This is a genomic window from Wenyingzhuangia fucanilytica, from assembly GCF_001697185.1.
Lineage (GTDB): Bacteria > Bacteroidota > Bacteroidia > Flavobacteriales > Flavobacteriaceae > Wenyingzhuangia > Wenyingzhuangia fucanilytica.
The window spans coordinates 119284-145501 of record NZ_CP014224.1 but is presented as its reverse complement, the minus strand read 5'-3'; the positions used below and the strand labels follow the sequence as shown (position 1 = coordinate 145501).

Below are 26218 nucleotides of genomic sequence, written 5' to 3'. Positions count from 1 at the left end.
AAAAACGCTACCTATAGTTAGGTAGCGTTTTTAAATATTTTGATTAGATTTCTTAGTCTGCTAAGATGATTGCTCTATTGTCTTTCATCTCAATTGTACCGCTTTTGATTTTTATAGTTAACACTTTATCATCATCAGCATGTGGTTCAATAATACCAGACATATTATCTAATTCTAGGTGTTCTTGAGTATGTACATGAATTTTCACAACTCCTTTTCCTAATACAGAAACTATAGGTGCGTGATTGTTCAACATTTGAAACTCTCCTTGAATTCCAGGTACCGATACTGAATCAACTTTAGATGAAAACAATACGGCTTCTGGTGATACTATTTCTAAATACATTTTTTATCAATTAACAATTAATAATTAACAATGTTCAATACTTACAAATGGTCAATTAAAACTTATTGTTAATTGCTCATTGCAAATTGTTCATTGATTATGCCTCTACTAACATTTTCTCTCCAGCATCAATCGCTTCTTGGATAGATCCTTTTAAGTTAAATGCCGCTTCAGGATATTTATCTAATTCACCATTCATAATCATGTTGAATCCTTTGATAGTATCTTTAATATCAACCAATACTCCAGGAATACCTGTAAATTGTTCTGCAACGTGGAAAGGCTGAGATAAGAAACGTTGAGCTCTACGTGCTCTATGAACTACCAATTTATCTTCTTCAGATAATTCTTCCATTCCTAAAATAGCAATGATATCTTGTAATTCTTTATAACGTTGTAATAACTCTTTTACGTTTTGCGCACATTCATAGTGCTCTTTACCTAAAATATCAGCAGATAAAATTCTAGAAGTAGAATCTAACGGGTCTACCGCTGGATAAATACCTAATTCCGCAATTTTACGAGATAATACTGTAGTAGCATCTAAGTGAGCAAACGTTGTTGCTGGTGCAGGGTCAGTTAAATCATCCGCTGGTACATAAACCGCTTGTACAGATGTAATAGATCCTGTTTTTGTAGAAGTAATACGCTCCTGCATAGCTCCCATTTCAGTTGCTAATGTTGGTTGGTATCCTACTGCTGATGGCATACGACCTAATAAGGCAGATACCTCAGAACCCGCTTGAGTAAAACGGAAAATATTATCAACAAAGAATAATACATCTTTACCATGTCCTTCTCCTTGTCCAGCTCCATCACGGAAGTATTCAGCAATTGTTAAACCAGATAAAGCTACACGAGCACGTGCACCAGGTGGTTCATTCATTTGTCCAAATACAAACGTTACTTTAGATTCTTTCATTTTTTCTTGGTCGATCTTTTCAAGATCCCAACCACCTTGCTCCATTGAATGTTCAAAAGCTTCTCCATAAGAGATAATTCCAGCTTCGATCATTTCACGCATCAAGTCATTTCCTTCACGAGTTCTTTCACCAACTCCTGCGAATACAGATAAACCTCCGTGTCCTTTTGCAATGTTGTTGATTAACTCCTGAATCAATACTGTTTTACCTACTCCAGCACCACCGAATAAACCAATTTTACCTCCTTTTGCATAAGGCTCAATTAAGTCAATTACTTTAATCCCTGTAAATAAAACTTCAGTAGAAACTGATAAGTCTTCAAATTTAGGTGCTGCACGGTGAATTGGCAAACCATTATCTCCGTCTGTTGGTAATACTGGTAAACCATCAATAGGATCACCACTTACGTTAAATAAACGCCCGTAAATGTTATCCCCAACAGGAACTTTAATAGGCACTCCAGTAACTATTACCTCTTGACCTCTTGATAATCCATCAGAAGAATCCATAGCGATACATCTTACTGTACCCTCACCTACGTGTTGTTCAACCTCTAACACCAACGTACTACCGTTAGATCGATTAATTAATAAAGAATCGTAAATTTTTGGAAGCTCAGTCCCAGTTTCGAAAGCAACATCAATTACTGGTCCAATAATTTGAGCGATTTTTCCTGTTGTTTTAGACATTTTTGTACTATTAAAAGAATTTAATTTCTAGTTTTCCCTCAATTCAATCAGTCCGAATTAAGTGTTTGCAAAGATAATTTTTTTATCAATGCCTACAACTCATTTCTCAAAAAAATAGAGGAGTTTTTATTTATAATATAAATTGCCTTAGGGATTTGCAGTTTTATTTTCGATTTTTAAAAATTATAGGTCCATGATCCGTAAAACTGAGAACCAATTGTTCCTGCTCCAGGAGCTGCCTCATATTCGTTTCCTAAAATATTAGCTCCTCCTATTTTTACATTAGAATTCCAATTTTTAATATCATACATCAACTGAACATCTAATAATGTTCTAGCATCAATTTGACCATCTACAAAAGTAGACTCCCAATAATAAGCATCTTGCCAACGCGCATTTATACCAAATCCTAAACCTTTATAGAAATCTGAATTTCCAAAAGACAACTTTACTTTATGTTCTGGAGTATTAAAACTTGTTTCAAAATCTGGATCTTGAGATTGATCAAAATCTTGTTTAGCATAACTATAATTAATTCCAAAATCATAGTTTCCAAAAATTTTAGCCTCTATACCTATGTTAGCTCCGTATGAAGCTATATCAGCACTTGTATTTGTGTATAAAGAAGTTGGAGTGAACTCGTCTTTTCCTAATGCATTTAACAACAATTGCGTATTTACATCTGTCGCTGCTTCTGCAGGCTTTATTGCCGACACATTTCCATATAAAGGAGAAACGGTTGTAACTACAGCAATAAAATCTTTATACTTATTATAGTATGCACTTAAATCAACTACAATAGTTCCTCCTAATCTACCTCTATACCCTAACTCATAAGATGTTACTTGTTCAGGCTTTACATAATTTACATTTGATTTTTTTAATAATCCTGCATTTGCTCCAGCAGCCATTGCATCGGCAGCAGGTTTACTATGCCCTCCTCCAGCAGGAGACTGTAAATAATTAGATGTAGCCTCTACAGCTTCCCCAAATTTTTCAACCGAAGATCTTGTAAAAGAGTTGTTATACCCTTGTAATCCATTAAAATTAACAGTAGCACCACCAACAGCTGATTGACCCGCAGGAGAATCAACGCTAAATACTTTGTTATATCTTATTGGGTTATCTGGTGCAGACCCTAATAAAATGGTGTTCCCTAAATTCAACCCAATATACTGATCTTGTGTTGTAGGGTTTCTAAACCCAGTTTGATAAGAAGCTCTAAAAATATGATTACTTTCAGTATCTGGACTAAAAGCAACTGAAAGTCTTGGAGAAAAATTACCATTAAAATTTTGCGCTTTATCATAACGAATAGATCCTGTTAACTTTAACCTATCGTCTAAGGCTTTCTTTTGCAATTGCGTATAAATACCATATTCATCATAAGTAATGTTTCCATCTGAGGTATCTGTAAATATTGTTCCGTCAGAGTTCAACACATATCTTCTTGCAGAACCTCCAATTTGTACCTCCGCAAAATCAATCAATTCATGAAAATTGTAATTAATATCTGTATGATACAATCTTGAACTATCAACAAATTTTGCCCCTTGAGTTAAATCTGGATTATTAATAACTGAGTTAAAAATTGATCTAAACTCAGCGCTATTAGGATCTGTTCTAAAAGAAGCGTCAGCTGCTCCTCTTGCTGCTACTCTATTTCCGGCAGGTACTCCAGGAATATTTCCTGCCAAGGCATTCCCATAAGTTCCAAACCATAATTCATCCACAGACAAATTAGTTCCATTTACTTGATTATATGCTTTTGTTGCAGCATTTTCAGCCCTAAGTGTATTAATCCCCGCAAATCGGATATCATAAGAATCCCCAGCATTTTCTATAGTTACATAACTACGCAACATTAAATGTTTTGATTGGATTTCTAATTTGTGTTGGTGCATTACAAAATTACGAAGTGCATACCTACTAGCTCCTTGGTAAATAGTATTTCCCGTTCCATATTTACTACTATAAATAACTTCCGTTTCGTCATTATCTTTAAAAGGTCTCCAGTGCATAGCCAATGCAGCTCTAAAACTATCGGTGTCTGGGTTAATTAAACTTTGCTCACTATATCCTGTTCTTGACACTATTCCAAATCCTAAATCTGTAGGATTTGTAAATTCATCTCCATATATATTGATACCATTATAATCTATCTCGGTACTTCTACTCCCATCTATAATCTTTCCATCTTCATCAATATTTCTACTGTCGGTAGCAAACCAATCTGTAGCTTTTAATAATGATGTGGTAAATTTAACAGCAAACTGATCTGTTACTTTTTTAGCCACTCTAACTCCAACATCTATAAATTCATTTGTTCCAGCATTTTCAGAAGAAGTTACTCCTGTTTTTCCATAAACACTAGTTCCTTCTTGGCTAAATGGACTTTTACTACGCATAAACAAAATTCCGTTAAATGCATTGGCTCCATATAAAGCAGATGATGCCCCAGGCAATAATTCAACAGACTGCACATCTAATTCATTTAAACCTATTAAGTTTCCTAAAGGAAAGTTTAAACCCGGTGAAGAGTTATCCATACCATCCACCAATTGCACAAAACGAGTATTTGCAAAAGTTGCAAAACCACGAGTATTGATAGACTTAAAAGTTAAACTACTTGTATTTACATCAACCCCTTTTAAATTTTCTAATCCATCATAAAAAGTAGCCGATGTTGTATTCTCTATTTGCTTAGTCCCCAAACGCTCTATAGATACTGGAGATTCAAAAACACTTTCAGGAGTTCTTGATGCTGAAATTACAATCGCATCTAAACTAGTAACTCCTTCTTTTAACCTTATTGTAATATCTTCTTCTCTTTGAGTGATGATATATCTATAGTCTTTAAACCCTAAAGCATTAATAACAATTTCTACAGGAAGTGATTCAGATAATTCTAAAACGAAGCCTCCTTTAGCATCTGTAATTACGACCTCAGACGAGCCAGTAACTGAAATTGTTGCCGATGTGATTGGCTTTCCATTTTTCTCTTCTAACACCTTCCCTTTCACATTAATCGTCTGCTGAGCATAAAAATTGACACAAAAAAGCATCATTAAAAAGAATAAGCAATTAGTTTTCATATTATTAATAGTTTAATAGTGTTTAACGTAAAATACAAAAAATAAACATATGTTAAAAAGTAATTTTACTTTTCATTATTTTAGATTGTTTATTTATCGTTTTATCGATATTGATTTTAAAATAGTATTCTTAAATTTGCTCTCAAATATTTTGAATTTGCAAGTAATTCACAACTATCATAATTTTCCAGAAAACATCAGTACTGTAGTTACTATAGGAACCTTTGATGGTGTTCACATAGGCCACAGAAAAATTTTAGACCAACTTATTTCTGAATCTAAAAAGAAAGGTCTAAAATCTGTACTCCTTACTTTTTTTCCCCACCCAAGAATGGTGATACAGGCAGATAACTCTATCAAACTCATCAACACTATAGAAGAGCGCATTGAAATTTTATCTGAAACTGATTTGGATTATTTAGTGATTCACCCTTTTGACAAAGATTTTTCTAACCTTAGCGCTTTTGATTTTGTTAGAGATGTTTTGGTGAATCAGCTAAATGTAAAAGAATTGGTAGTGGGTTACGATCATCGTTTTGGAAAAAATAGAGAAGGTGATTTTGAACAATTAAAAGAATACAGTCATACTTTTGATTTTAACATCAAAGAAATCAAAGCACAAGACATCAATAATACCGCAGTAAGCTCTACTAAAATTAGAACTGCACTACAAGCTGGGGATATTAAAACTGCTAATGAATTTTTAACTACTCCATTTTTTATTAAAGGAACAGTAGTTAAAGGCCAGCAATTAGGAAACACTATTGGATTCCCAACCGCCAATATAGAAATTTCGCAAGTTTATAAATTAACTCCTAAAAATGGAGCTTATATTGTTAGAGCCACTCATCAAGAAAACAAATATTTTGGAATGTTAAACATCGGAAACAGACCTACTGTTAACGGAAAAAACCAAACTATTGAAGCTCATCTTTTTGATTTTAACAATGATATTTACGGTGATGAAATAAAAATTGAGTTCTTACATTTTTTAAGAGAAGAACAAAATTTTCATTCTGTAGAGGGTCTTAAAGAGCAGTTAGAAAAAGACCAAAACGACAGCTTAAACTTCATCCAAACAATTACGCCTAACACTGCATCTTAAACAAAAGATTGTTTCTGTGTTTCAACGGAAAGTTTAACTTTGTTGCAAATATTATTATAGGTATGTTACAAGTCCCTTTTATTAGAGAAAATAAAGAACAGGTATTAATTGGTTTAGCCAAGCGTAATTTTAAAAATGCCGAGGCAATTATTAATGAAGTACTTGCTACTGATGAATTAAAAAGAAGTATTCAAGTAAAGCTAGACAATAGTTTGGCTGAATCCAATTCTTTAAACAAAGAAATAGGAATACTATATAAATCTGGCGAAGCAAAAAAAGCCAATATTCTAAAAGAAAAATCTGCTCAACTAAAAGTAAGCTCTAAAGAGTTACAAGAAGAATTTAACAAGGCTGAGCAAAACTTATTAGACTTATTATATACCATTCCAAACGTACCTAATAAAATTGTTCCTGCGGGATCTTCTGAAGAAGATAACGAAACAGTTTTTGAAGAAGGGGATATTCCTAAACTTCATACAGAAGCTTTACCTCATTGGGAATTGGCAAAAAAATACAATTTAATTGATTTTGAATTAGGTAATAAAATTACTGGTGCTGGTTTTCCTGTTTACAGAGGGAAAGGAGCTAGGTTACAACGCGCCTTAATCAATTACTTTTTAGATAAAAATACCGCTGCAGGTTACGAGGAAACACAAGTACCTCATTTGGTAAACGAAGCTTCTGGAATTGGAACAGGACAATTACCAGATAAAGAGGGTCAGATGTATCATGCTACTATTGATGATTTATACTTGATCCCAACAGGAGAAGTTCCTATGACAAATATTTTTAGAGATGAACTTTTAAAAGAAGAAGATTTTCCTATTTGCTTAACAGGTTACACTCCATGTTTTAGACGCGAAGCTGGTTCTTATGGAGCACATGTTCGTGGATTAAACAGATTACACCAATTTGACAAAGTAGAAATTGTAAGGATTGAACATCCTGATAAATCTGCTGAAGCCCTAAACGGGATGGTAGATCATGTTAAAGAAATTTTAAATGAATTAAAATTACCATATAGAATTTTAAACTTATGTGGTGGTGACCTAGGATTTACCTCAACTTTAACTTATGACTTTGAAGTTTTTTCTACAGGTCAAGACAGATGGTTAGAAATTAGTTCTGTATCTAATTTTGAAACATTCCAAGCAAACCGATTAAAATTACGCTACAAAAACAGCGAAGGAAAAAGTCAACTAGCACATACTTTAAACGGTAGTTCTTTAGCTTTACCTAGAGTATTAGCTGCCATTTTAGAAAACTATCAAACAGAAGATGGTATTAAAATTCCAGAAGTATTAGTTCCTTACACAGGTTTTGATTATATTAGGTAATAATTACTTGATATCATCAAAAAAAATATGCAAACACAGTACAAAGCCAAACCTATAACACTACTAGTAATGTTTACTATGGTACTTTGTATTGTGTTTGCCTCATCTCTTAAAGTTGCTACAGATTTAGGTAAGACTGCAAAAAAAGTGACTTCTCAACAACTTTTAGAAGAAGAACCTAATGAAAAAGAAATTAAAGTAGGAAAAGAGGTTTTTACCAAATATCATTTTTCTCAAGACTTTGCTGAAGTAAATTTTATAAATCCTTCTTTAAAAAGTGTTTTTAAATCCTTAATAAAATTTTCTAACCCTTATTTAAAGGTACACACCCCACCACCGGACTTTTTTATTTTTTTAAGCTAAAATTTAACCTATACATTAACCAAGCTACACCAATTACACCCTGTTTTAAACTAAGGTGTATTCTTTGCTGTGCTTAAAAACATAAAGAGAATGAAACCATCTAACAATAACTTTAAAAAAAATCTAAAAAAAGACTTCTCTGCAAGTATCGTTGTCTTTTTAGTAGCTCTTCCTTTGTGCTTAGGAATTGCTTTAGCCTCTGGAGCACCTTTATACTCGGGTATTATTAGTGGTGTTATTGGAGGAATTGTTGTCGGGAGTTTTTCTAATTCTGCATTAGGAGTTAGTGGTCCTGCTGCCGGGCTTGCTGTAATAGTTCTTAACGCCATTACCGATTTAGGAAGTTTTAACATTTTTCTTGTCGCTGTAATTATTGGGGGACTACTACAATTAATTATGGGAATTTTAAAAGCAGGAATTATTGCTTATTATTTTCCTTCCTCGGTTATTAAGGGAATGCTTTCTGGTATTGGTATTTTAATTTTTTACAAACAAATCCCTAAAGCATTTGGAACTGAATCTATCCAGAGTATTACCGATGGTATTGACATGAATGTTACCATTATTACATTTGTTTCTTTAGGAATTTTATTGCTATGGCAATCAAAGATCATTCAAAACATTAAGTTTTTAGCAGCTGTTCCTGGTGCATTATTAGCGGTTGTTGTTGGTATATTATTACAATTATACACTTTACCTATCAACTCAGAATTCTTAGTAGAAATACCTATCTCTACCTCACCTACTGAATTTTTTAACAACTTTACATTTCCTAATTTTGGAGCTGGATTAACCAATCCTAAGGTATACTCCACTGCTATTGTTATTGCTGTAGTTGCAAGTTTAGAAACCTTATTATGTGTAGAAGCATCAGACAAACAAGACCCTAAAAAAAGAACAACTTCTACCAATCAAGAACTAATTGCTCAAGGTATAGGAAACATGTGTGCAGGGTTTATTGGAGGATTACCAGTAACCCAAGTAATTGTTCGTAGTTCTGCTAACCAACAAGCGGGAGGACAAAGTAAAACCTCAACTATCTTTCACGGAATATTATTATTCATAAGCATCTTATCTATCCCAACTCTTTTAAATCAAATTCCTTTAGCAACCCTAGCTGCTATCTTATTAATTATAGGATACAAACTAGCTAGTCCTGCAAACTTCAAAAAGATGTACAAGGAGGGATTAGATCAATTTATTCCATATGTGGTAACCGTTGTTGGTATTGTAGCCACTGACTTATTAATAGGTATTGGTTTAGGTGTTGGTGTTGCTATTTTTATTATTTTAAGAAACAACTACAAGATTCCATATTTTTTAGAACACTCTAAAAATGGAGAAATTGGATCTTATACTATTGAATTGTCCGAAGATGTTACTTTTTTAAACAAAGCATCTGTTTTAAAGATATTAGATAAAATTCCACAAAAAAGTAAGGTAACTATTATTGCAACTAAAACACAATTTATACATTTGGATATTATTGAAATTATTCAAGATTTTGCTATTAAAGCGGCTAATAAAGAAATTGAATTAACCTTGGTAGACTTAGATCTTAACTTGCACAAGTACGACCAACCAATGCCTCATTTAAAAGTAGTGAAATCGTAATTTTAAGGAACAATATTTGTATTTAAATAACTTATTTATCTTATAAAAAACACAAAAAGATGAAAGCTCATACTAAAGAAACACAAGCAACAATGACTCCTGAAAAGTCATTACAATTTTTAAAAGAAGGAAACCAAAGATTTCAAGACAATTTAAAAGCTCATAGAAACTTATTAGAGCAAGTGAATGATACAAGTGATGGACAATTTCCTTTTGCAACAATTTTAAGCTGTATAGATTCTAGAGTTTCTGCAGAACTAGTATTTGACCAAGGATTAGGAGATATTTTTAGTATCCGAATTGCAGGGAACTTTGTAAACCAAGATATATTAGGTTCTATGGAGTTTGCTTGTAAATTAGCCGGAACAAAACTAGTAGTTGTTTTAGGACACACGAGTTGTGGTGCTGTAAAAGGTGCTTGTGACAATGCTAAGTTAGGAAACTTAACAGCAATGCTTAATAATATTAAACCTGCTGTAAACTCTGTTGCAGAACCAAAAGAAGAAAACTTAAGAACTTCTGCTAACTTAGAATTTGTAGATAGTGTTGCTGTAAAAAACGTTAAACTTACTATTGAAAGAATTAGAAACGAAAGTGATGTTTTAGCTGATATGGAACAAAAAGGAGAAATTATGATTGTTGGAGCCATGTACGATGTTAACGATGGTTCAGTATCATTTTTTTAATTTAAAATAAAATTACATCAAGTTTTAAAGAGGTCATATGACCTCTTTTTTAGTATATAACACTATCTTAGAGATAGGAACAACAACACTAAAAGCTCTAAAGCATGAAGATTCAAAAGATATTTGAAAACAATAAACAATGGGTGCAAAATCAATTAGCTATTGATAAAGATTATTTTAAAAACCTGTCTAAAGGACAAAGCCCTGAAATTTTATACATAGGTTGTGCAGACAGTCGCGTTACTGCCGAAGAGCTTATGGGAGTTGGTCCTGGGGAAGCTTTTGTACATAGAAACATTGCCAACATGGTTCCTAATACTGATTTAAGTGCCATGTCTGTTATAGACTACGCCTTAACCCATTTAAAAGTAAACCATGTAGTTGTTTGTCGACATTATTATTGTGGAGGGGTAAAAGCAGCTATGCAATCTGAAGATTTAGGAATTTTAAATCCTTGGTTACGTAATATTAGAGATGTTTACCGAATTCATAGAAAAGAATTAAATGCTATTGAAAATGAAGATGAAAGATACAAAAGACTTGTAGAGTTAAACGTACAAGAACAATGTGTGAATGTGATTAAAACCTCTCAATATCAAAAGGCATTTGCAGATAGAAATGTAACTGTTCATGGTTGGGTTTTTGATATTCACTCTGGTAAATTGATTGATTTAAAAATTAACTTTGAAGACAAATTAAAAGACATTCAAGAAATTTATAGAATCTCATAAAACAAAACAGCCTTCTGAATTTTCAGAAGGCTGTTTTGTTTTTTTTTGCGTTAGGGATTGCACCTTTGTTTGAGCTCTTTTGGATGCTGAACTTGTTTCAGTATACAAAAAGCGAGTGGTAAAAGCCCGACCGAAGGGAACGCCCTAATTAATGATATTTTTTACAAAAGCATCAATAGTGTCTACACCATTTGTCCCAACATGTTTTACAAAAGCAGAACCGATAATAGCTCCGTTTACATGACTACAAACCGTATTAAACGTTTCCTTGCTAGAAATTCCGAACCCTGCAATTAACGTACTTTTTAAATTGTAAGATTTAATTCTGTTAAAGTATGCTATTTGCTCTTCTGAAATAGTTCCTTTAGCTCCTGTGATAGAAGATGATGCTACCACATATATAAACGCATTGGTCATTTCATCTATCTTTTTAATACGCTCCTCTGATGTTTGAGGGGTAATTAAAAACACATTGGTAAGCCCATATTTTGCGAACAAATCTTTATAAATTGTTTCGTACTCAATCATAGGCATATCAGGTAAAATTAGAGTTTCTATACCTACTGATATACATTTTTCACAAAACTTTTCAGTTCCGTAACGCAACATTTGATTTAAATAGCCCATTCCAACTAAAGGAATATTTATTTGCTCTTTTATTGCTGCTAATTGATCAAAAATGATGTCTAAATTAACCCCATTTTTTAAGGCAACAGAACTACTTTCTTGAATAGTAGGACCATCGGCCATAGGATCTGAATAAGGAAAACCTACTTCTAAAAAATCTACTCCTGCAGCTTCTAAATTCTTTACTACAGTTGCAGTATCATTTAATTTTGGATATCCTGATGTAAAATATACCGAACAAAGTCTGTTTGGTTTTTCTTTAAATAATTGATTTAACTTACTCATGATTTCTAGCTTCTCTTTTTTCTAATTCGTTGATATAAGTTTCTAAATCCTTATCTCCTCTTCCTGATAAATTAACCACAACTACTTGATCTTTGCTTAAATCCATCTTACCAAGTACCGCTAAAGCATGAGAACTTTCTAAAGCTGGAATAATTCCTTCTAACTTTGTTAATTCAAAAGCCGCATCTAAAGCTTCTTGATCGGTTGCGTTTAAAAAAGTTCCTCTTTTGGTATCAAATAAATGTGCGTGTAAAGGCCCAACTCCTGGATAATCTAATCCTGCAGAAATTGAATAAGGCTCAATAATTTGCCCGTACTCATCTTGCATTAAAATGGTTTTAGAACCGTGAATTACACCAACCTCTCCTAATTGAGAAGTTGCAGCACTTTCTCCCGAGTCTATTCCCAATCCTGCAGCTTCTACCGCTACCAAATCTACTTCTTCATCATCCATATAATGATAAAAAGCTCCAGCCGCATTAGAACCTCCACCAACACAAGCTATAATTGTATCTGGATTTTCTTTTCCTGTTTGTTCTTTTAATTGCCATTTAATTTCTTCGGAAATAATGGCTTGTAAACGTGCTACCATATCTGGATATGGATGTGGCCCCACTACAGAACCTATTAAATAATAAGTTTCTTCTGGGTGTTGAATCCAATCACGAATAGCTTCGTTAGTTGCATCTTTTAAAGTTTTAGAACCACTAGTTGCTGCTACTACTTTTGCCCCTAACATTTTCATACGTGCTACGTTTGGAGCCTGACGTTTGATGTCTACCTCTCCCATAAACACAATACACTCCAAGTTCATTAAAGCACAAACTGTTGCTGTAGCCACTCCATGCTGACCTGCACCTGTTTCGGCAATAATTCTCTTTTTACCTAAATGCTTAGCAATTAAAATTTGCCCAATAGTATTGTTTACTTTGTGCGCACCTGTATGGTTTAAATCTTCTCTTTTTAAATAAATATGTGCTCCGTATTTATCGGATAAATTAGGAGCGTAATACAATGGTGTTGGTCTTCCAACATATTGTTTTAACAAGTATAAATACTCTTTTTGAAAAGCTTCAGAGTTGATAATATCTAAATAATTATCTTCTAATTCTTTTACGTTTGGATACAACAATTCTGGAATATAAGCTCCTCCAAATTGTCCGTAATAACCATTTTTGTCTACTTGAAATTTTGACATCTCTTTATGTTTATTTGCTGAACTGTTTATTTGTGAAATTGATTTAACGATTACTCAAAAAACAAATCAACTTTTTTAATCCTTATTTCTAAACCGTTCTCGACTACGCTCGAACACCTCTTTCGTAATTAGGTCATCGAGCGGAGTCGAGATGTTATTATTTTAAACACACTCCCCCTTTATTTCTTTAAAAAACTGATGTAACAAATTTACATCCTTTTTTACCCCATCAACCTCAAACTTGCTATTGATGTCTAGTGCGTAAATAGGCAATTCTGTTTTTAAAATTTCTTTTACTTTTTCTATTTCTGCAACTCCAATTCCGCCACTTAAAATAAAAGGCTTTTTTGATGGATAGTTTTTTAACACTGACCAATCAAAAGTATAGCCGTTTCCTCCTTTATCTTTCCCTTTGGTATCAAACAAAAAGAAATCTACAAAAGGTTCGTATGGTGCTAATACAGAAAAATCAAACTCATCTTTAATTGAAAAGACTTTAAATAGCTCGATATCCAAATCATAACTATTTAATTCTTGACAATAGGCCACAGATTCTGAACCGTGTAATTGAATTGCTTTAAATCCGTATTGATTTATTTTTTCAACAACAAAATCAATTGGAGCATTTACAAATACTCCTGTTTTTTTGATGTTTTCATCAATCTCTGGAATTTCTCCTTCAAAATTTCTTGGCGATTTTGGATAGAATATAAACCCTAGATAGTCTGGCTTTAAGGCAGACACCTCTTGGATATTCTCTCCATATTTCATTCCACAAACTTTGATTTTCATTTTTTTCTAGTACTGAGTACAGAGTATTAAGTATAAAGTACCGTAGCAATGCTATCTTTGTACTTTTTACTACTACTTTGTACTATTTTACAATTGCCCTACAAACTCTTTACAAGCTTGTCCTGGATTATCTGTTTTCATAAAGTTTTCACCAATTAAAAATCCTTGAAAACCATATTGTTTTAATCCCATAATAATTTTAGGATCGCTAATTCCACTTTCAGAAACTTTGATACAGCTATCTGGAATTTTAGAAGCTAATTCTATAGAATGCTCTAAATCTACCTTAAACGTGTTTAAGTTTCTGTTGTTAATTCCAATGATTTTATCGTGAGCATCAATTTTATCAAGCTCCTCTTGAGTATGAATTTCATACAACACATCCATTCCTAAATCAGTTGCTAACTGACCGTAATTTTTTAACTCTTCTTTGGTTAAACATGCCGCTATTAACAAAATAACATCAGCACCAATCGCTTTGGCTTCTACAATTTGAAAACCATCAACAATAAAGTCTTTTCTAAGGATTGGTTTTACTTCGTTAATGCTTCGTGCTTTCATTAAATCTACCATAGTCCCACCAAAAAAATGAGTATCTGTTAAAATAGATTGTGCAGCAACATTGGCATCTAAATAACCATTGGTTACTTCTAAAATATCGGCCTTATCATTAATAATTCCTTTAGATGGTGATTGTCTTTTAAACTCAGCTATAATTCCAGTTGACCCCACCTCTAACAAAGATCTTTTTAATGAAAGTGGTGTTCTTTTAAAATTTGGACTTTCTACCAATTTTTGAACAGGAACTTCACTTTTTATTTTAGCTACTTCCTTTTTTTTATGTGCGATTATTTTTTCTAAAATTGTCATACTTTATCAATTAGCGATGAGCAATGTACAATTAACAATTATTTTATGCCTTTACATTTTTTATTGTCAATCATCTCATTGTCAATTGTTCTCTGTTAATTGTTAATTAATACTTTTAAACTTTGTTTTGCTTTACCTCCCATTAAAGAATCTTTGGCTTGAGCAAAAGCCTCTTTAAATGTTTTGGTTTTATCAAAAGTCATTAATGCATAAGCGGCATTTGTTAACACTACATTGTTTTGTGCATCGGTTCCATTTCCATCTAAAATTGAAGTGAAAATTTCTGCAGCTTCTGGAACACTATTTCCTCCAAAAATATCAGAAGGTTTAATAATATCCATTCCGATTTCATAAGGCTTAATAATCTGTTCTTTTTCTTTAGTATACATTTTAAAATTTCCTGTTAAAGAAATTTCATCATACCCATCTAAGGCATGTACTACAGCAAAATTTTCAGAGGTTTTACTCAACACTTCTTTATACAATCTTCCTACATATAGATTAAAAACCCCAACCATTTGATTTTGTGGCATACTTGGATTTACCAAAGGCCCTAGCATATTAAAGAAGGTTTTCATTCCTAATTCCTTTCTAACAGGTCCAACGGCCGCCATAGCAGGATGAAATAGAGGTGCGTGTAAAAAACAGATATTTGCTTTGTCTATTTGATTTTTAAGAACACTCTCATTATTGGTAAACTTATACCCTAAATGCTCTAACATATTTGAAGAACCAGAAGCCGAAGAAACACCGTAATTACCATGTTTAGCTACTTTGTTTCCTGTTCCTGCAACTATAAAAGAGGTTAATGTAGAAATATTAAACGTGTTTTTTCCATCACCACCCGTACCGCATAAATCTATTGTGTTGAACTCAGATAAATCAATTTTTAACGCCAATTCTAACAAAGCTTCTCTAAATCCGGAAAGTTCTGCTACGGTAATAGGCCTCATTAAAAACACAGTTACAAATGATGCTATTTGTGAGTGATTACAATCACCATTGGCAATCTTTATCAACGCCTCTTTAGCTTCTTGTTGACTTAAATGTTCGTACTCAAATAATCTCGCTAATAATTTCTTCATTTTTTTGGTATTGGATCTCTAAATAGCAAATTGTTAAAACTAATCTGTTAAGTTTACTACTTGCTACTCATTCCTTTTTTTACATTCTCAATAAATTCTCTAACCATTACTTCACCATCAGGAGTTAAGATAGACTCTGGATGAAATTGAACCGCACTGATGTTGAATTTTTTATGTTGAATAGCCATTACTCCACCATCTTCATCAATACAAGTAATTTTTAAATCTTTAGGCATTGTTGCTGCATCAGCAATCCAAGAATGATAACGAGCTGCCGTAAATAATGTTGGTATTTTCTTAAAGATTAAAGCGTCTTCATCTACTACTTTCATTTCTGTAGCTACACCATGGAAAACATCATCCATATTGATAATTTTCCCACCGAACACTTCTGTAATAGCTTGTAACCCTAAACAAACTCCAAAAATAGGCTTCTTTCCTGCATACTCTGCTATAACTTCTTTTAGAATCCCTGCTTCATCAGGAACTCCTGGCCCTGGAGACAACATAATTAAATCATAATCTCCCACTACTTCTAGTGGAATTTCATCATTTCTAAAAACATCTGGTGTTTCTCCTGTAATTTCTTCTACCATATGAACTAAGTTATAGGTAAAAGAATCGTAGTTATCTAATATTAATATTTTCATATTCTTTTAGTACTGAGTACTGAGTATTAAGTATTAAGTACCGTAGCAACGCTAACTTTGTACTTTGTCCTTTTTACTCAATACTAATTTATATTTTCTCTGCCATCACCAAAGCTTTCTTTAGTGCTGCTAATTTATTATTTACTTCTTGTAGCTCTCCTTCTTCGGTAGAATTTATTACAACTCCTGCTCCAGCTTGGTAGTACAACGTGTTATTTTTACTAACAAATGATCTAATAGCAATGGCTAAATTTACATCACCAGACAAACCAATAACCCCTACTGCTCCACCATAAAAACCTCTACTTTGAGATTCGTATGTATCAATCAACTGCATGGCTTTGTACTTTGGAGCCCCACTTAAAGTTCCTGCAGGAAAAGTATCTCCTACAATTTTTAAAGGATTTCCTTTTATTTGTCCTTCTACAGTAGACACTAAGTGAATTACATGGCTAAAATACTGTACTTCTTTAAATACTTCAACCGTAACATTATCGGCATGTTTACTTAAATCATTACGAGCCAAATCAACCAACATTACGTGTTCTGCAGTTTCTTTTTTATCGTTTGATAATTTTTCTCCTAAAATATGATCTTCTCTTACATTTCCTGTTCTTCTAAACGTTCCTGCAATTGGATTAATGGTTGCTGTTCCATTTTGCACTTTAATTTGTGCTTCTGGTGACGACCCCATTAAACGGAAACTACCATAATCAAAATAGAATAAATAAGGAGATGGGTTGATAGAACGTAAAGCTCTGTACAAGTTAAAATCATCACCCTTATATTTTTGTTGGAATTGTCTAGACAATACAATTTGAAAAACATCTCCACGCTTACAGTGTGCTTTTCCTTTTCTTACATATTCTTTAAATTCTTCATCTGTACAGCTTGATGTTTCGCTATCTGCATCATAAGAAAAACTTTGTGTTTGATATGTTGGATTGTTAATGATTGAAATGATTTCATCAATATTAGACTCCTCTCCTTCTGGCACATTTTCTATAACCACCATTTCATCATTAAAATGGTTGATTGCAATTACATATCTAAAAAAACTATAGTGTAAAAAAGGAATGGCAGACTCTGCTTGCTTAGCATTTAACTTTATGTTTTCAAAATACTGAACCGCATCAAAAGTAGTATATCCATACAAACCATTATAAGCTTTGTGTTTTGGATCACAATCTGTCTGAATTAAATCGCTATAGTGCTGAAAAATTTCATGAAAATTTCTTTGTAATGGAGCACTTGTTAATAATTCATCTCTATAAGATAAATTTAAAGCATCTTTTTCAACTTTGATATGAACCAAAGGATCTATTCCCATAAAAGAATAACTATCTTCTTTAGAATGATAGTCTGACCCCTCTAACAACACAGTGTTTGCAAAACGATCTCTAAATCTTAAATAAAGTGATACAGGAGTTACCGTATCAGCCATTTGTTCTTTAATAACGGTCTTAAATTGTAATTTTTTCATACGTTATATGCTATAAAAAAAGGCTTATCGTGAGATAAGCCTTTATATATTTATTTTAATAAAATACACATTGATACTCACGCTTAATTAATTAAGAGTGTACCACCACCAAGTATTTTTTGTAATCATTTTCATTAGCACAAATTTAACATTCATTTTTAATAAACCAAATTATTTGAGTTCTAAAATTTACCTTATCCTTTAAGACTCTACACACACTCCTATTTAACTATATTTGCTTGCTAAAAATTAAGAAGCCAACTTATATTTTAAGTTGTTGTTTTTTGTCTTTCTGCTATTTAATCAAGTAATTTGTTTTTATTTATAAATACAAATTGTACTCATCAACTCAAAAGGTTTAATATCATTATGAACAACCCATTATTACAAGAATTTAACACGCCATATAACACTGCTCCTTTTGAACAAATAAAAAACGAGCATTACAAACCCGCCTTTGAGCAAGCCATTAAACAGGCAAGACAAGAAATTGATGATATTACCAACAATGCAGAAACTCCTACTTTTAAAAACACCATTAAAGCTTTAGATTTTTCTGGTCATCAATTAAGTAGAATTTCTTCAATATTTTTTAACTTAAATTCTGCTGAAACCAATGATGAAATGCAAAAAATTGCACAAGAGGTTTCTCCTATTTTAACAGAGTTTTCTAATGATGTAAGTTTAAACGAAGAGTTGTTTAAACGTGTTAAAGAAGTTTACAAGCAACGAGAATCTTTAGATTTAACTCCTGAAGAATTGATGTTACTAGAAAAAAAATACAAAGGTTTTTCTAGAAACGGAGCCAATTTAAGTGATGATAAAAAAGAGGAATTAAGAAAAATAGATAAAGAATTATCTAAACTTTCTTTAACCTTTGGAGAAAATGTATTGGCAGAAACTCATAACTACGAGTTACACATTACCAACAAAGAGGACTTAAGCGGTTTACCAGAAGGAGCTATAGAAGATGCTGCCCAAACTGCCAAAGACAAAAACAAAGATGGTTGGATATTTACTTTAGACTTTCCTAGCTACATTCCATTTTTAACTTACGCAGACAATAGAGAATTGCGTAAAGAAATGGCTATTGCCGCTGGTAAAAAAGGATTTCAAAGCAACAAGAACAACAACGAAAAAATTGTTCTAAAAATAGTTGAATTACGTGCCAAACGCGCTCAGTTATTAGGATATAACACTCATGCTCATTTTGTTTTAGAAGAACGCATGGCGGAATCGGCAGAAAAAGTAACTGAATTTTTAGAAGACTTTTTACAAAAAGCAAAACCAAAAGCTACTGAACAATTTAACCAGCTAAAAGAATTTGCTCGTAAAAAAGATGGAATTAAAGATTTTCAAAAATGGGATGGTGCTTATTACAGTGAAAAACTAAAACAAGAATTATTCGATTTTGATGAAGAAATTCTAAAACCTTATTTTCAATTAGAAAACGTGATCAACGGTTCTTTTGAAATTGCTAAACGTTTATACGATTTGTGTTTTGAAGAAGTTCACAATATAGAAAAGTATCACAAAGACGTTAAAACTTATAAAGTTACCAACGGAAATGGCGATTTTATTGCTGTGTATTATGCCGATTTTCATCCTAGAGCAGGAAAGAGAAATGGAGCTTGGAAAACAGGTTATAAAAGTCAATGGATTTTGGATGGTGAAAATTCTAGACCACACATTTCTATAGTTTGTAACTTTACCAAACCTACCGCTACCAAACCTAGCTTATTAACATTTAACGAGGTAACTACTTTGTTTCACGAATTTGGACACGCTTTACACGGAATGTTAGCCAACACTACCTATCCTAGTTTGTCTGGAACATCAGTTTCTTGGGATTTTGTAGAACTACCAAGTCAGGTTATGGAAAACTGGTGTTTTGAACAAGAAGCTTTGGAATTATTTGCCAAACATTATAAAACAGGAGAAATCATTCCTAACGAATTGATTCAGAAAATCAAAAAAGCTTCTAACTTTTTAGAAGGTCTACAAACGTTAAGACAATTAAGTTTTGGTCTTCTAGATATGGCATGGCACGGACTAAGTCCGAATAGTTTTGACAGCGGCAACGTAATAAAAAACGTAAAAGAATTTGAAAATGAAGCTTTTAAAAGCACGCAACTATACCCTGATGTTTCAGAGAATTGTATGAGTACCGCATTCTCTCACATTTTTCAAGGAGGATATTCTGCTGGGTATTATTCTTACAAATGGGCAGAAGTATTAGATGCCGATGCTTTTGAATATTTTAAAGAAACAGGAATTTTTAACAAAGAAACTGCCACTAAATTTAAAGACTTTGTGCTAAGCCAAGGAGGAACACAAAAACCTATGGAATTGTATAAACAATTTAGAGGGCAAGAACCTACTCCAAATGCTTTGCTAAAAAGAGCGGGATTGTTGTAAAACATATCTAATTTAAAAAAAGAGCTTCTTATCAAATTGAATAAGAAGCTCTTTTTTTTTTGTAACTTTATGTAAATGCCTCTGCCATGAAATCTTTTATTTTAAATTTCTTTTTTACCATATTTATCATTGCTAGCATCACCAATTGTTCTTCAGCAAAAAACAAAAACACTGATAAAAACCTACACTCAGAAACCGATACTATTAAAATTGTAAACGAAGAGGAAGAGTACGAGGTAATTATTATAGACCCTGGATTTAGATCATGGTTAACAAGTAGAGCCAAATCAAGAGGATTTTACTCACTTCAATTTTTAGAAAACAAAAACTACCTCTATGTTATAGAATGGAATGCTAGGGTTAATAATCCTCGTCAGTATTATTCAGATTTATACACTTTAAGAATAGACTACGACCCTAATATTAAATATGGCTACGAGGTAAACTACTTACTTTACAACTATTTTCTTTACTTCCAACAAAAGTACAACCAACGATTAGGTGGAGGGATAATTCCTTGGTAACAGATGAAAAAAACACTTCCCAAAAACAGCATTGAATTTGTTATTTGTTTTATAATATATCCGCTTTTTTTAAGCACCTCAATCTCTTTAGTTTACAAACTATACAGCATCCCTTTTGTAGTAATTTATATTTCTTATATCAGTTATCAACTCAGAAAAAAACTATTCGCTAAAAGAAAAGTTTTAAAACCACATTATTTTTGGAGAACAACCGCCATCCGTTTAATTTGTGTCATCATCTCCTCAGTGATATACATCATGTTAACCAACAAAGATTTATTGTTTATTTCTATCACTACAAAACCAATTTTATGGATAGAAATGATTTTTGTGTACACCTTATTTTCTGTGATTCCACAAGAATATATTTATAGAGTATTTTACTTTTATCGATACAAACACTTTTTTAAATCTTCTTGGAAATTTAACCTGGTAAATGCATTGGTGTTTTCTCTGGGACATTTAATGTTTAATAGTCCTTTGGTAATGCTCATCACCTTTATTGGTGGCTATTTTTTTGCTCATACCTATCAAAAAACAAAGTCTATGTTATGGGTAAGTGTTGAGCATATTATTTACGGTGGATGGTTATTTACAGTTGGAATGGGAAAAATGCTAGGCTTTCCTATTTAGGTATACAAAAAAATCAACAAAAAGTAGAAAAACGTTATTTGATGTTATTTGACTAAAACACTTGCCTGCTTTTATTTACTTTTGCTTTACACAAGAAAAAAAAACTTTCATGAACAAGTACGATGTAACCGTGATCGGTTCTGGACCAGGAGGATATGTTGCAGCTATACGTTGCGCACAATTAGGATTAAAAACTGCTATTATAGAAAAGTACAGCACTATGGGTGGTACTTGTTTAAACGTAGGATGTATTCCTTCTAAAGCGTTATTAGACTCTTCTCATCATTACCATGATGCTTTGTCTCATTTTGACAAACACGGAATTGGAGTTGACAATGTTACTTTAGACTTTCCTAAAATGATTGAGCGTAAGGCCGAAGTTGTTTCTCAAACTTCTGCAGGTATCAACTTTTTAATGGATAAGAATAAAATTGATGTATACGAAGGTCGTGGAGAGTTTTTTGATACAACACATATCAACATTCATAAAAATGATGGTTCAGTAGAAAAAATTGAATCTGCAAAAACCATTATTGCTACAGGATCTAAACCAGGATCTCTTCCTTTTATCAATATCGATAAAGAAAGAGTGATTACTTCTACCGAAGCTTTAAAATTAAAAGAAGTACCTAAACACTTAATCGTGATTGGTGGTGGAGTAATTGGATTAGAATTAGGACAAGTTTACAAGCGTTTAGGAGCAGAAGTTTCTGTGATTGAATACATGCCTAAAATTGTTCCAGGAATGGACGGAATGTTGTCTAAAGAATTACAAAAATCATTAAAGAAACAAGGATTAAAATTCTTTGTAAGTCACAAAGTAACTTCTGTAACTAACACTGGTGAAGGAGTAAGAGTTACTGCCGATAACAAAAAAGGAGAAGAAGTTGTTTTTGAAGGAGATTACACTTTAATTTCTGTAGGTCGTGTTCCTTTTACCAAAGGACTAGGATTAAACAACATTGGTATTAAAACTACCGAAAGAGGTCAAATAGAAACTAACGAACACTTACAAACCAACATCGAAAATATTTATGCTATTGGTGATGTGGTAAAAGGTGCTATGTTGGCTCACAAAGCAGAAGAAGAAGGAACTATGGTTGCTGAATTGATTGCTGGAGAAAAACCACATATCAACTACAACTTAATTCCTGGTGTAGTTTATACTTGGCCAGAAGTTGCAGCTGTTGGTAAAACTGAAGAACAATTAAAAGAAGAAGGAATTGCTTACAAAGCGGGTTCTTTTAACATGAGAGCTTTAGGTAGAGCAAGAGCATCTATGGATACTGATGGAGTCGTAAAAGTTTTAGCAGATGCTACTACTGATGAAATTTTAGGAGTTCATATGATTGGTGCAAGAGCTGCTGATATGATTGCTGAAGCAGTGGTTGCTATGGAATTTAGAGCATCCGCAGAAGATGTTTCTAGAATGTCTCATGCACACCCAACCTATACAGAAGCTATTAAAGAAGCTTGTTTGGCTGCTACTGCAGATAGAGCGATACATGCTTAATACTAGTAATAAATAATATAAAAAATCCCTTATGAAATTTCTCATAAGGGATTTTTTATTACTCTTAAAACCTATATTTCTCCCATTACATTTATAAATTATAAATCAAAAATCTAATATCCGCTAGAGTAACTCTTTCTGAGGAAAGGAAGAAAAAATAGTATCGAGAACTAATTTTTATAAAAACTGATTTCGATACAAATTTTGCTCATTTACAATCGTAAAATTCACTCAATCTGACATAGTTTTCTCCAAACGTATAATCGTTTATCTTTTATAATAAGTAACGATACTAGCTTTTGCCAAAGTATTGTTCCATAAATAGAAACCAACAGTTGCAGGATTGGTATTGGCCTTCAATCCCAATGTATTCGTTTTTAAGGCATGTACTGTTATAATATATTGATGTAATCCGTGACCTTCTGGCGGACAAGGCCCTCCATAACCAGGTTTTCCATAATCTGTAACACTTTGCACAGCTCCTTTGGGTGCTAATTTTAAATCTATATCTCCAGCATTGCTAACCAATTCATTTACATTGGCAGGAATATCAAAAATTACCCAATGCCACCATCCGCTTCCTGTAGGAGCATCAGGGTCGTACATGGTTACAGCAAAACTTTTGGTTCCTTCTGGGGCATTGCTCCAAGAAAGTTGAGGAGATTCATTTTTACCTGTACAGCCAAACCCATCAAATTCTTCTGTAATGGTTGCTTGGCCTCCTATGGTTTTACTAGTTAATGTAAATGTTTTTTGAGCAAATAAAGTACTTGTAAACACAAACATCATTAAACTCAACGTGTAAAATTTTATTTTCATGTGATTTTATTTTGGTTCAATAAAGTTAGTAATCATTCTGCAACAGTCCTAAATTTGTATTTTATATTATTATAGTATGAACAAACCTATTCCAACACCAAGAGCTTGTTATTTGATAAAAAACAAAGCTTATGCCTACTGTACTTGTAACCAAAGTAAAGACAAACCCTATTGCGATGGAACCCACAAAGGGACACAACACAAGCCCCTACTCTTTAAAGTGGCCGAAAATGAAAAGGCTTTTTTATGTACTTGTGGAAGTACTAAAAACGCTCCTTATTGTGATGGATCGCATTAAAAAAGGTTAACTCCCTAAGAAGCTAACCTTACTTTTACCCTTTCACATCAAACTTTATTAATCAAAAACTTCTTTTAAATTTTGTTCTAAAAACAAATGGCATGCGTTGTACAGTCCATCGCTATGTTTTGCACCATCTACCTCAACCCAACTCGCATTTTTAGAAAACCTATTTTCAATGGTTGCCAACGTAATTCCTCCTATTTTTTGATAAGCAGGATTGTTTAGCGTAGGTGCAATGGTCTGTTGTGCTTGATAGGCTTTTATTTTTTCCTTTTTAAGCACTCCATTTATTTCTAAAGACTTTTTTAAACCTCCATTGTAAGAAGCCAAAGCAGAACCTCCTATTTTATTTTTTCCATAAACCACAGAGAATTGAGTTAATACATCAGTAGCTATTTTATTCCCCGCAACACTTACTCCTAAGAGTGACTTTTTTTGGCTTCCAGAATTTACTACTGTATATCTATCAACCAATCTATAATTGGTGTTTATTTTTACTTTTGCCACTTTATCTAAACTTCCTAAATTAAATCCAGGTTTTGGAGCTTCGGTAAACATTACATACATATTTACATCTATAACCATTACATCTCCCAATTCTTTAGAAATGGTAGGTTTTTCATTGAGTTTGGTAAAATTGAACTTATCTGTTAACTTCGCTACAGATTTTCCTACCTCTGTTTTTTTAGGAACTTTGGCTAGAAAAGAATATCCCGAAGGCACACATTGTATAACCCCTGGTAACTCTTCTTTTTCTAATAACAACGGACCTTGATAGGTTTCAAAACCTTCAAAAGATTCAATGTTTTTTGCTTCGTCTACCGATACCAATTGATAACCACTGGCTTTTATTTTTTCTATAGTTTCTTGATATAGCAAATCTGTTTTTTGTTGTACTGCAGCAATATCAACTCCCTTTAAACCTACTCCTAAACTCACTTTAGCATCACCTACTACTTTCCCTCTTGTTCCTTTATACCCTGCTTTCTTATCTGAAATTTCTTTATAAATCTCAAAAAAAACGTTGAACGAATTAATATAAACTTTATCCTGCTTCTTTGCTTTTTTTAAACTATAAGCACTCGTTTTTAATTTTATACCTGAAACTTCCTGAGCATTTGCCATCATCATGGCAAAAAACACTATATAACACCACACATATTTTTTCATTTTTGTTTGTTTTATTTGGTTGATAAAAATTACACACCTATTATTTGACCTGTAAAAGTGGTTTCGGTACCATCTTCCGCTTTCATAAGAATATCTTTAAATTTTAAATCAATTTTAGAAGCATCGTCACTATTAGTAGTAACGGTAACCGTTCCCGATTGAGCAAACCAATTTTTTGCATCATGACTATAAAACACCATGGTCAATTTTCCAGCTCCTGGAACTACATTTATTCCTTCAGAAGCTAAAACAGTATAAGTACCTGCATTGATAACTTTCATTAAATCAAAATAAAAAGTTAATGCTGCACTGCTAGATTGACATGGATTAGAAATAATATGTACCGTAGAAACTAATGGTTTTCCTTGAGAAATAGGGGTACATTCCATATTATCATCTCCAAAAAAGTAATACGATTCTGTATTGGTTTCACTTGGGTTTTCGTTTATAGCAACCGTAACTAAAGAAGCGTAAAAAGTATTAGTTGATGTTTTAAAAACATTGATCTCGTTTATATAATTTTCTGCTGTTAAAGACAAAGCATAAGTCAAATCATGCTCTATGTCTTTCCATATATATTCGTTACCATTTATAGAAAAAACAGGTAATTCTATTTCGTCACCATCATTTTTTTCTGGATTGGTATCTATAAACAACATTCCAGAACTAGAAAAAGTAAGGGTTAGTTTTTGATTGCTTGTATAAGGAGCATTCTCAATTGCAGTTTCTGCATTAAACGAAACAACTTGTGTTGGATAATTAGATTTTAGTAACGCTATAAATTCTTTTTGTTCTATAGTTAATTCTGATTCTTTTAACTGAGAATCTTCCCCAGATGAACATGCCGACAGAAAAAAGCTGCATACAGTAAACACTGTAATCAAATAGTTTTTCATTTTGATTTAAGTTTTAGTTTAAACCAAAATTAGTATGAGCTACTTACAAACCCTTAATAAAACAA

General features: G+C 32.7%; 24 protein-coding genes. 11 read left to right on the top strand and 13 right to left on the bottom strand.

Annotated elements, in window-relative coordinates:
- Nucleotides 1-52: 52 nt before the first annotated feature.
- The 3 genes from AXE80_RS00655 to AXE80_RS00645 all read right to left on the bottom strand — a co-directional run bounded on the left by AXE80_RS00655 (nucleotide 53) and on the right by AXE80_RS00645 (nucleotide 5053).
- Nucleotides 53-346, bottom strand: coding sequence for a FoF1 ATP synthase subunit delta/epsilon (locus tag AXE80_RS00655; protein WP_068823996.1), 294 nt, complete (start codon nucleotides 344-346; stop codon nucleotides 53-55).
- A 97-nt stretch (nucleotides 347-443) separates the two neighbouring features.
- The gene (gene atpD / locus AXE80_RS00650) at nucleotides 444-1958 is read right to left on the bottom strand and encodes a F0F1 ATP synthase subunit beta (RefSeq protein ID WP_068823995.1); all 1515 of its coding nucleotides are present in this window, start codon (nucleotides 1956-1958) and stop codon (nucleotides 444-446) included.
- A 176-nt stretch (nucleotides 1959-2134) separates the two neighbouring features.
- Nucleotides 2135-5053 carry a TonB-dependent receptor domain-containing protein gene (locus tag AXE80_RS00645; RefSeq protein WP_068823994.1) on the bottom strand — a complete coding sequence of 973 codons (2919 nt, stop codon included), beginning with the start codon at nucleotides 5051-5053 and terminating at the stop codon, nucleotides 2135-2137.
- Nucleotides 5054-5210: 157 nt separating this feature from the next.
- Here AXE80_RS00645 and AXE80_RS00640 point away from each other — a divergent pair, with 157 nt between their 5' ends.
- The 6 genes from AXE80_RS00640 to AXE80_RS00615 all read left to right on the top strand — a co-directional run bounded on the left by AXE80_RS00640 (nucleotide 5211) and on the right by AXE80_RS00615 (nucleotide 10889).
- Nucleotides 5211-6158, top strand: coding sequence for a bifunctional riboflavin kinase/FAD synthetase (locus AXE80_RS00640; protein ID WP_068828571.1), 948 nt, complete (start codon nucleotides 5211-5213; stop codon nucleotides 6156-6158).
- Nucleotides 6159-6220: 62 nt separating this feature from the next.
- Nucleotides 6221-7495 (top strand): serine--tRNA ligase, encoded by a 1275-nt coding sequence (gene serS, locus AXE80_RS00635; protein ID WP_068823993.1) that lies wholly within the window; start codon nucleotides 6221-6223, stop codon nucleotides 7493-7495.
- Nucleotides 7496-7522: 27 nt separating this feature from the next.
- Nucleotides 7523-7858: a hypothetical protein gene (locus tag AXE80_RS00630; RefSeq protein WP_068823992.1), complete on the top strand. Its 336-nt coding sequence runs from the start codon at nucleotides 7523-7525 to the stop codon at nucleotides 7856-7858.
- A 90-nt stretch (nucleotides 7859-7948) separates the two neighbouring features.
- Nucleotides 7949-9472 carry a SulP family inorganic anion transporter gene (locus AXE80_RS00625; RefSeq protein ID WP_068823991.1) on the top strand — a complete coding sequence of 508 codons (1524 nt, stop codon included), beginning with the start codon at nucleotides 7949-7951 and terminating at the stop codon, nucleotides 9470-9472.
- A gap of 59 nt (nucleotides 9473-9531) precedes the next feature.
- Nucleotides 9532-10158 carry a carbonic anhydrase family protein gene (locus AXE80_RS00620; RefSeq protein ID WP_068823990.1) on the top strand — a complete coding sequence of 209 codons (627 nt, stop codon included), beginning with the start codon at nucleotides 9532-9534 and terminating at the stop codon, nucleotides 10156-10158.
- Nucleotides 10159-10262: 104 nt separating this feature from the next.
- The gene (locus tag AXE80_RS00615) at nucleotides 10263-10889 is read left to right on the top strand and encodes a carbonic anhydrase (protein ID WP_068823989.1); all 627 of its coding nucleotides are present in this window, start codon (nucleotides 10263-10265) and stop codon (nucleotides 10887-10889) included.
- A gap of 144 nt (nucleotides 10890-11033) precedes the next feature.
- Here the strand turns inward: AXE80_RS00615 and trpA are convergent, their stop codons facing one another.
- The 7 genes from trpA to AXE80_RS00580 all read right to left on the bottom strand — a co-directional run bounded on the left by trpA (nucleotide 11034) and on the right by AXE80_RS00580 (nucleotide 17879).
- Complete coding sequence (gene trpA / locus AXE80_RS00610) at nucleotides 11034-11801, bottom strand: tryptophan synthase subunit alpha (protein ID WP_068823988.1); 768 nt, start codon at nucleotides 11799-11801, stop codon at nucleotides 11034-11036.
- Nucleotides 11794-12999 (bottom strand): tryptophan synthase subunit beta, encoded by a 1206-nt coding sequence (gene trpB, locus AXE80_RS00605; protein ID WP_068823987.1) that lies wholly within the window; start codon nucleotides 12997-12999, stop codon nucleotides 11794-11796. The genes trpA and trpB overlap by 8 nt, the downstream gene beginning before the upstream one ends.
- Nucleotides 13000-13161: 162 nt before the next feature.
- The gene (locus AXE80_RS00600) at nucleotides 13162-13791 is read right to left on the bottom strand and encodes a phosphoribosylanthranilate isomerase (RefSeq protein ID WP_237340617.1); all 630 of its coding nucleotides are present in this window, start codon (nucleotides 13789-13791) and stop codon (nucleotides 13162-13164) included.
- Between the two features lie 87 nt (nucleotides 13792-13878).
- Nucleotides 13879-14661, bottom strand: a complete 783-nt coding sequence (gene trpC, locus AXE80_RS00595; protein ID WP_068823986.1) for an indole-3-glycerol phosphate synthase TrpC — start codon at nucleotides 14659-14661, stop codon at nucleotides 13879-13881.
- A 95-nt stretch (nucleotides 14662-14756) separates the two neighbouring features.
- Nucleotides 14757-15746 carry an anthranilate phosphoribosyltransferase gene (gene trpD, locus AXE80_RS00590; RefSeq protein ID WP_068823985.1) on the bottom strand — a complete coding sequence of 330 codons (990 nt, stop codon included), beginning with the start codon at nucleotides 15744-15746 and terminating at the stop codon, nucleotides 14757-14759.
- A 56-nt stretch (nucleotides 15747-15802) separates the two neighbouring features.
- Entirely contained in the window at nucleotides 15803-16396 is a 594-nt protein-coding gene (locus tag AXE80_RS00585; protein ID WP_068823984.1) for an anthranilate synthase component II, read from the bottom strand.
- An 88-nt stretch (nucleotides 16397-16484) separates the two neighbouring features.
- Nucleotides 16485-17879: an anthranilate synthase component I family protein gene (locus AXE80_RS00580; protein ID WP_068823983.1), complete on the bottom strand. Its 1395-nt coding sequence runs from the start codon at nucleotides 17877-17879 to the stop codon at nucleotides 16485-16487.
- Nucleotides 17880-18248: 369 nt separating this feature from the next.
- Here AXE80_RS00580 and AXE80_RS00575 point away from each other — a divergent pair, with 369 nt between their 5' ends.
- The 4 genes from AXE80_RS00575 (at nucleotide 18249) to lpdA (ending at nucleotide 22967) form a co-directional block, all read left to right on the top strand.
- Nucleotides 18249-20297, top strand: a complete 2049-nt coding sequence (locus AXE80_RS00575) for a M3 family metallopeptidase (protein WP_068823982.1) — start codon at nucleotides 18249-18251, stop codon at nucleotides 20295-20297.
- An 86-nt stretch (nucleotides 20298-20383) separates the two neighbouring features.
- Nucleotides 20384-20821 carry a DUF6146 family protein gene (locus AXE80_RS00570; RefSeq protein WP_068823981.1) on the top strand — a complete coding sequence of 146 codons (438 nt, stop codon included), beginning with the start codon at nucleotides 20384-20386 and terminating at the stop codon, nucleotides 20819-20821.
- Between the two features lie 258 nt (nucleotides 20822-21079).
- Nucleotides 21080-21454, top strand: coding sequence for a CPBP family intramembrane glutamic endopeptidase (locus tag AXE80_RS14410; RefSeq protein ID WP_169816795.1), 375 nt, complete (start codon nucleotides 21080-21082; stop codon nucleotides 21452-21454).
- A gap of 109 nt (nucleotides 21455-21563) precedes the next feature.
- On the top strand, nucleotides 21564-22967 hold the full coding sequence (lpdA, locus tag AXE80_RS00560; protein ID WP_068823979.1) for a dihydrolipoyl dehydrogenase: 1404 nt from the start codon (nucleotides 21564-21566) through the stop codon (nucleotides 22965-22967).
- A 267-nt stretch (nucleotides 22968-23234) separates the two neighbouring features.
- Here lpdA and AXE80_RS00555 read toward each other — a convergent pair whose 3' ends face one another.
- Nucleotides 23235-23786 (bottom strand): YbhB/YbcL family Raf kinase inhibitor-like protein, encoded by a 552-nt coding sequence (locus tag AXE80_RS00555; RefSeq protein ID WP_068823978.1) that lies wholly within the window; start codon nucleotides 23784-23786, stop codon nucleotides 23235-23237.
- Nucleotides 23787-23862: 76 nt separating this feature from the next.
- Here AXE80_RS00555 and AXE80_RS00550 point away from each other — a divergent pair, with 76 nt between their 5' ends.
- Nucleotides 23863-24084, top strand: coding sequence for a CDGSH iron-sulfur domain-containing protein (locus tag AXE80_RS00550; protein ID WP_068823977.1), 222 nt, complete (start codon nucleotides 23863-23865; stop codon nucleotides 24082-24084).
- A 57-nt stretch (nucleotides 24085-24141) separates the two neighbouring features.
- On the opposite strand, the gene AXE80_RS00545 is transcribed toward AXE80_RS00550, so the two are convergent.
- Both AXE80_RS00545 and AXE80_RS00540 read right to left on the bottom strand, forming a co-directional pair.
- Nucleotides 24142-25257 carry a hypothetical protein gene (locus AXE80_RS00545; protein WP_157359312.1) on the bottom strand — a complete coding sequence of 372 codons (1116 nt, stop codon included), beginning with the start codon at nucleotides 25255-25257 and terminating at the stop codon, nucleotides 24142-24144.
- A 29-nt stretch (nucleotides 25258-25286) separates the two neighbouring features.
- The gene (locus tag AXE80_RS00540; RefSeq protein ID WP_068823975.1) at nucleotides 25287-26153 is read right to left on the bottom strand and encodes a hypothetical protein; all 867 of its coding nucleotides are present in this window, start codon (nucleotides 26151-26153) and stop codon (nucleotides 25287-25289) included.
- Nucleotides 26154-26218 lie beyond the last annotated feature (65 nt).

What these genes read in the sequence shown, in the direction of transcription:
- AXE80_RS00645 (WP_068823994.1), bottom strand. Translation starts at nt 5,053, where the DNA reads ATGAAAACTAATTGCTTATTCTTTTTAATGATGCTTTTTTGTGTCAAT.
- AXE80_RS00620 (WP_068823990.1), top strand. Translation starts at nt 9,532, where the DNA reads ATGAAAGCTCATACTAAAGAAACACAAGCAACAATGACTCCTGAAAAG.
- AXE80_RS00600 (WP_237340617.1), bottom strand. Translation starts at nt 13,791, where the DNA reads ATGAAAATCAAAGTTTGTGGAATGAAATATGGAGAGAATATCCAAGAG.
- AXE80_RS00550 (WP_068823977.1), top strand. Translation starts at nt 23,863, where the DNA reads ATGAACAAACCTATTCCAACACCAAGAGCTTGTTATTTGATAAAAAAC.
- AXE80_RS00580 (WP_068823983.1), bottom strand. Translation starts at nt 17,879, where the DNA reads ATGAAAAAATTACAATTTAAGACCGTTATTAAAGAACAAATGGCTGAT.
- AXE80_RS00555 (WP_068823978.1), bottom strand. Translation starts at nt 23,786, where the DNA reads ATGAAAATAAAATTTTACACGTTGAGTTTAATGATGTTTGTGTTTACA.
- AXE80_RS00540 (WP_068823975.1), bottom strand. Translation starts at nt 26,153, where the DNA reads ATGAAAAACTATTTGATTACAGTGTTTACTGTATGCAGCTTTTTTCTG.
- AXE80_RS00570 (WP_068823981.1), top strand. Translation starts at nt 20,384, where the DNA reads ATGAAATCTTTTATTTTAAATTTCTTTTTTACCATATTTATCATTGCT.
- atpD (WP_068823995.1), bottom strand. Translation starts at nt 1,958, where the DNA reads ATGTCTAAAACAACAGGAAAAATCGCTCAAATTATTGGACCAGTAATT.
- AXE80_RS00585 (WP_068823984.1), bottom strand. Translation starts at nt 16,396, where the DNA reads ATGAAAATATTAATATTAGATAACTACGATTCTTTTACCTATAACTTA.
- AXE80_RS00630 (WP_068823992.1), top strand. Translation starts at nt 7,523, where the DNA reads ATGCAAACACAGTACAAAGCCAAACCTATAACACTACTAGTAATGTTT.
- AXE80_RS00625 (WP_068823991.1), top strand. Translation starts at nt 7,949, where the DNA reads ATGAAACCATCTAACAATAACTTTAAAAAAAATCTAAAAAAAGACTTC.
- AXE80_RS00615 (WP_068823989.1), top strand. Translation starts at nt 10,263, where the DNA reads ATGAAGATTCAAAAGATATTTGAAAACAATAAACAATGGGTGCAAAAT.
- AXE80_RS00655 (WP_068823996.1), bottom strand. Translation starts at nt 346, where the DNA reads ATGTATTTAGAAATAGTATCACCAGAAGCCGTATTGTTTTCATCTAAA.
- lpdA (WP_068823979.1), top strand. Translation starts at nt 21,564, where the DNA reads ATGAACAAGTACGATGTAACCGTGATCGGTTCTGGACCAGGAGGATAT.
- AXE80_RS14410 (WP_169816795.1), top strand. Translation starts at nt 21,080, where the DNA reads ATGTTAACCAACAAAGATTTATTGTTTATTTCTATCACTACAAAACCA.
- AXE80_RS00545 (WP_157359312.1), bottom strand. Translation starts at nt 25,257, where the DNA reads ATGAAAAAATATGTGTGGTGTTATATAGTGTTTTTTGCCATGATGATG.
- trpD (WP_068823985.1), bottom strand. Translation starts at nt 15,746, where the DNA reads ATGAAGAAATTATTAGCGAGATTATTTGAGTACGAACATTTAAGTCAA.
- trpB (WP_068823987.1), bottom strand. Translation starts at nt 12,999, where the DNA reads ATGTCAAAATTTCAAGTAGACAAAAATGGTTATTACGGACAATTTGGA.
- trpC (WP_068823986.1), bottom strand. Translation starts at nt 14,661, where the DNA reads ATGACAATTTTAGAAAAAATAATCGCACATAAAAAAAAGGAAGTAGCT.
- serS (WP_068823993.1), top strand. Translation starts at nt 6,221, where the DNA reads ATGTTACAAGTCCCTTTTATTAGAGAAAATAAAGAACAGGTATTAATT.
- AXE80_RS00575 (WP_068823982.1), top strand. Translation starts at nt 18,249, where the DNA reads ATGAACAACCCATTATTACAAGAATTTAACACGCCATATAACACTGCT.
- trpA (WP_068823988.1), bottom strand. Translation starts at nt 11,801, where the DNA reads ATGAGTAAGTTAAATCAATTATTTAAAGAAAAACCAAACAGACTTTGT.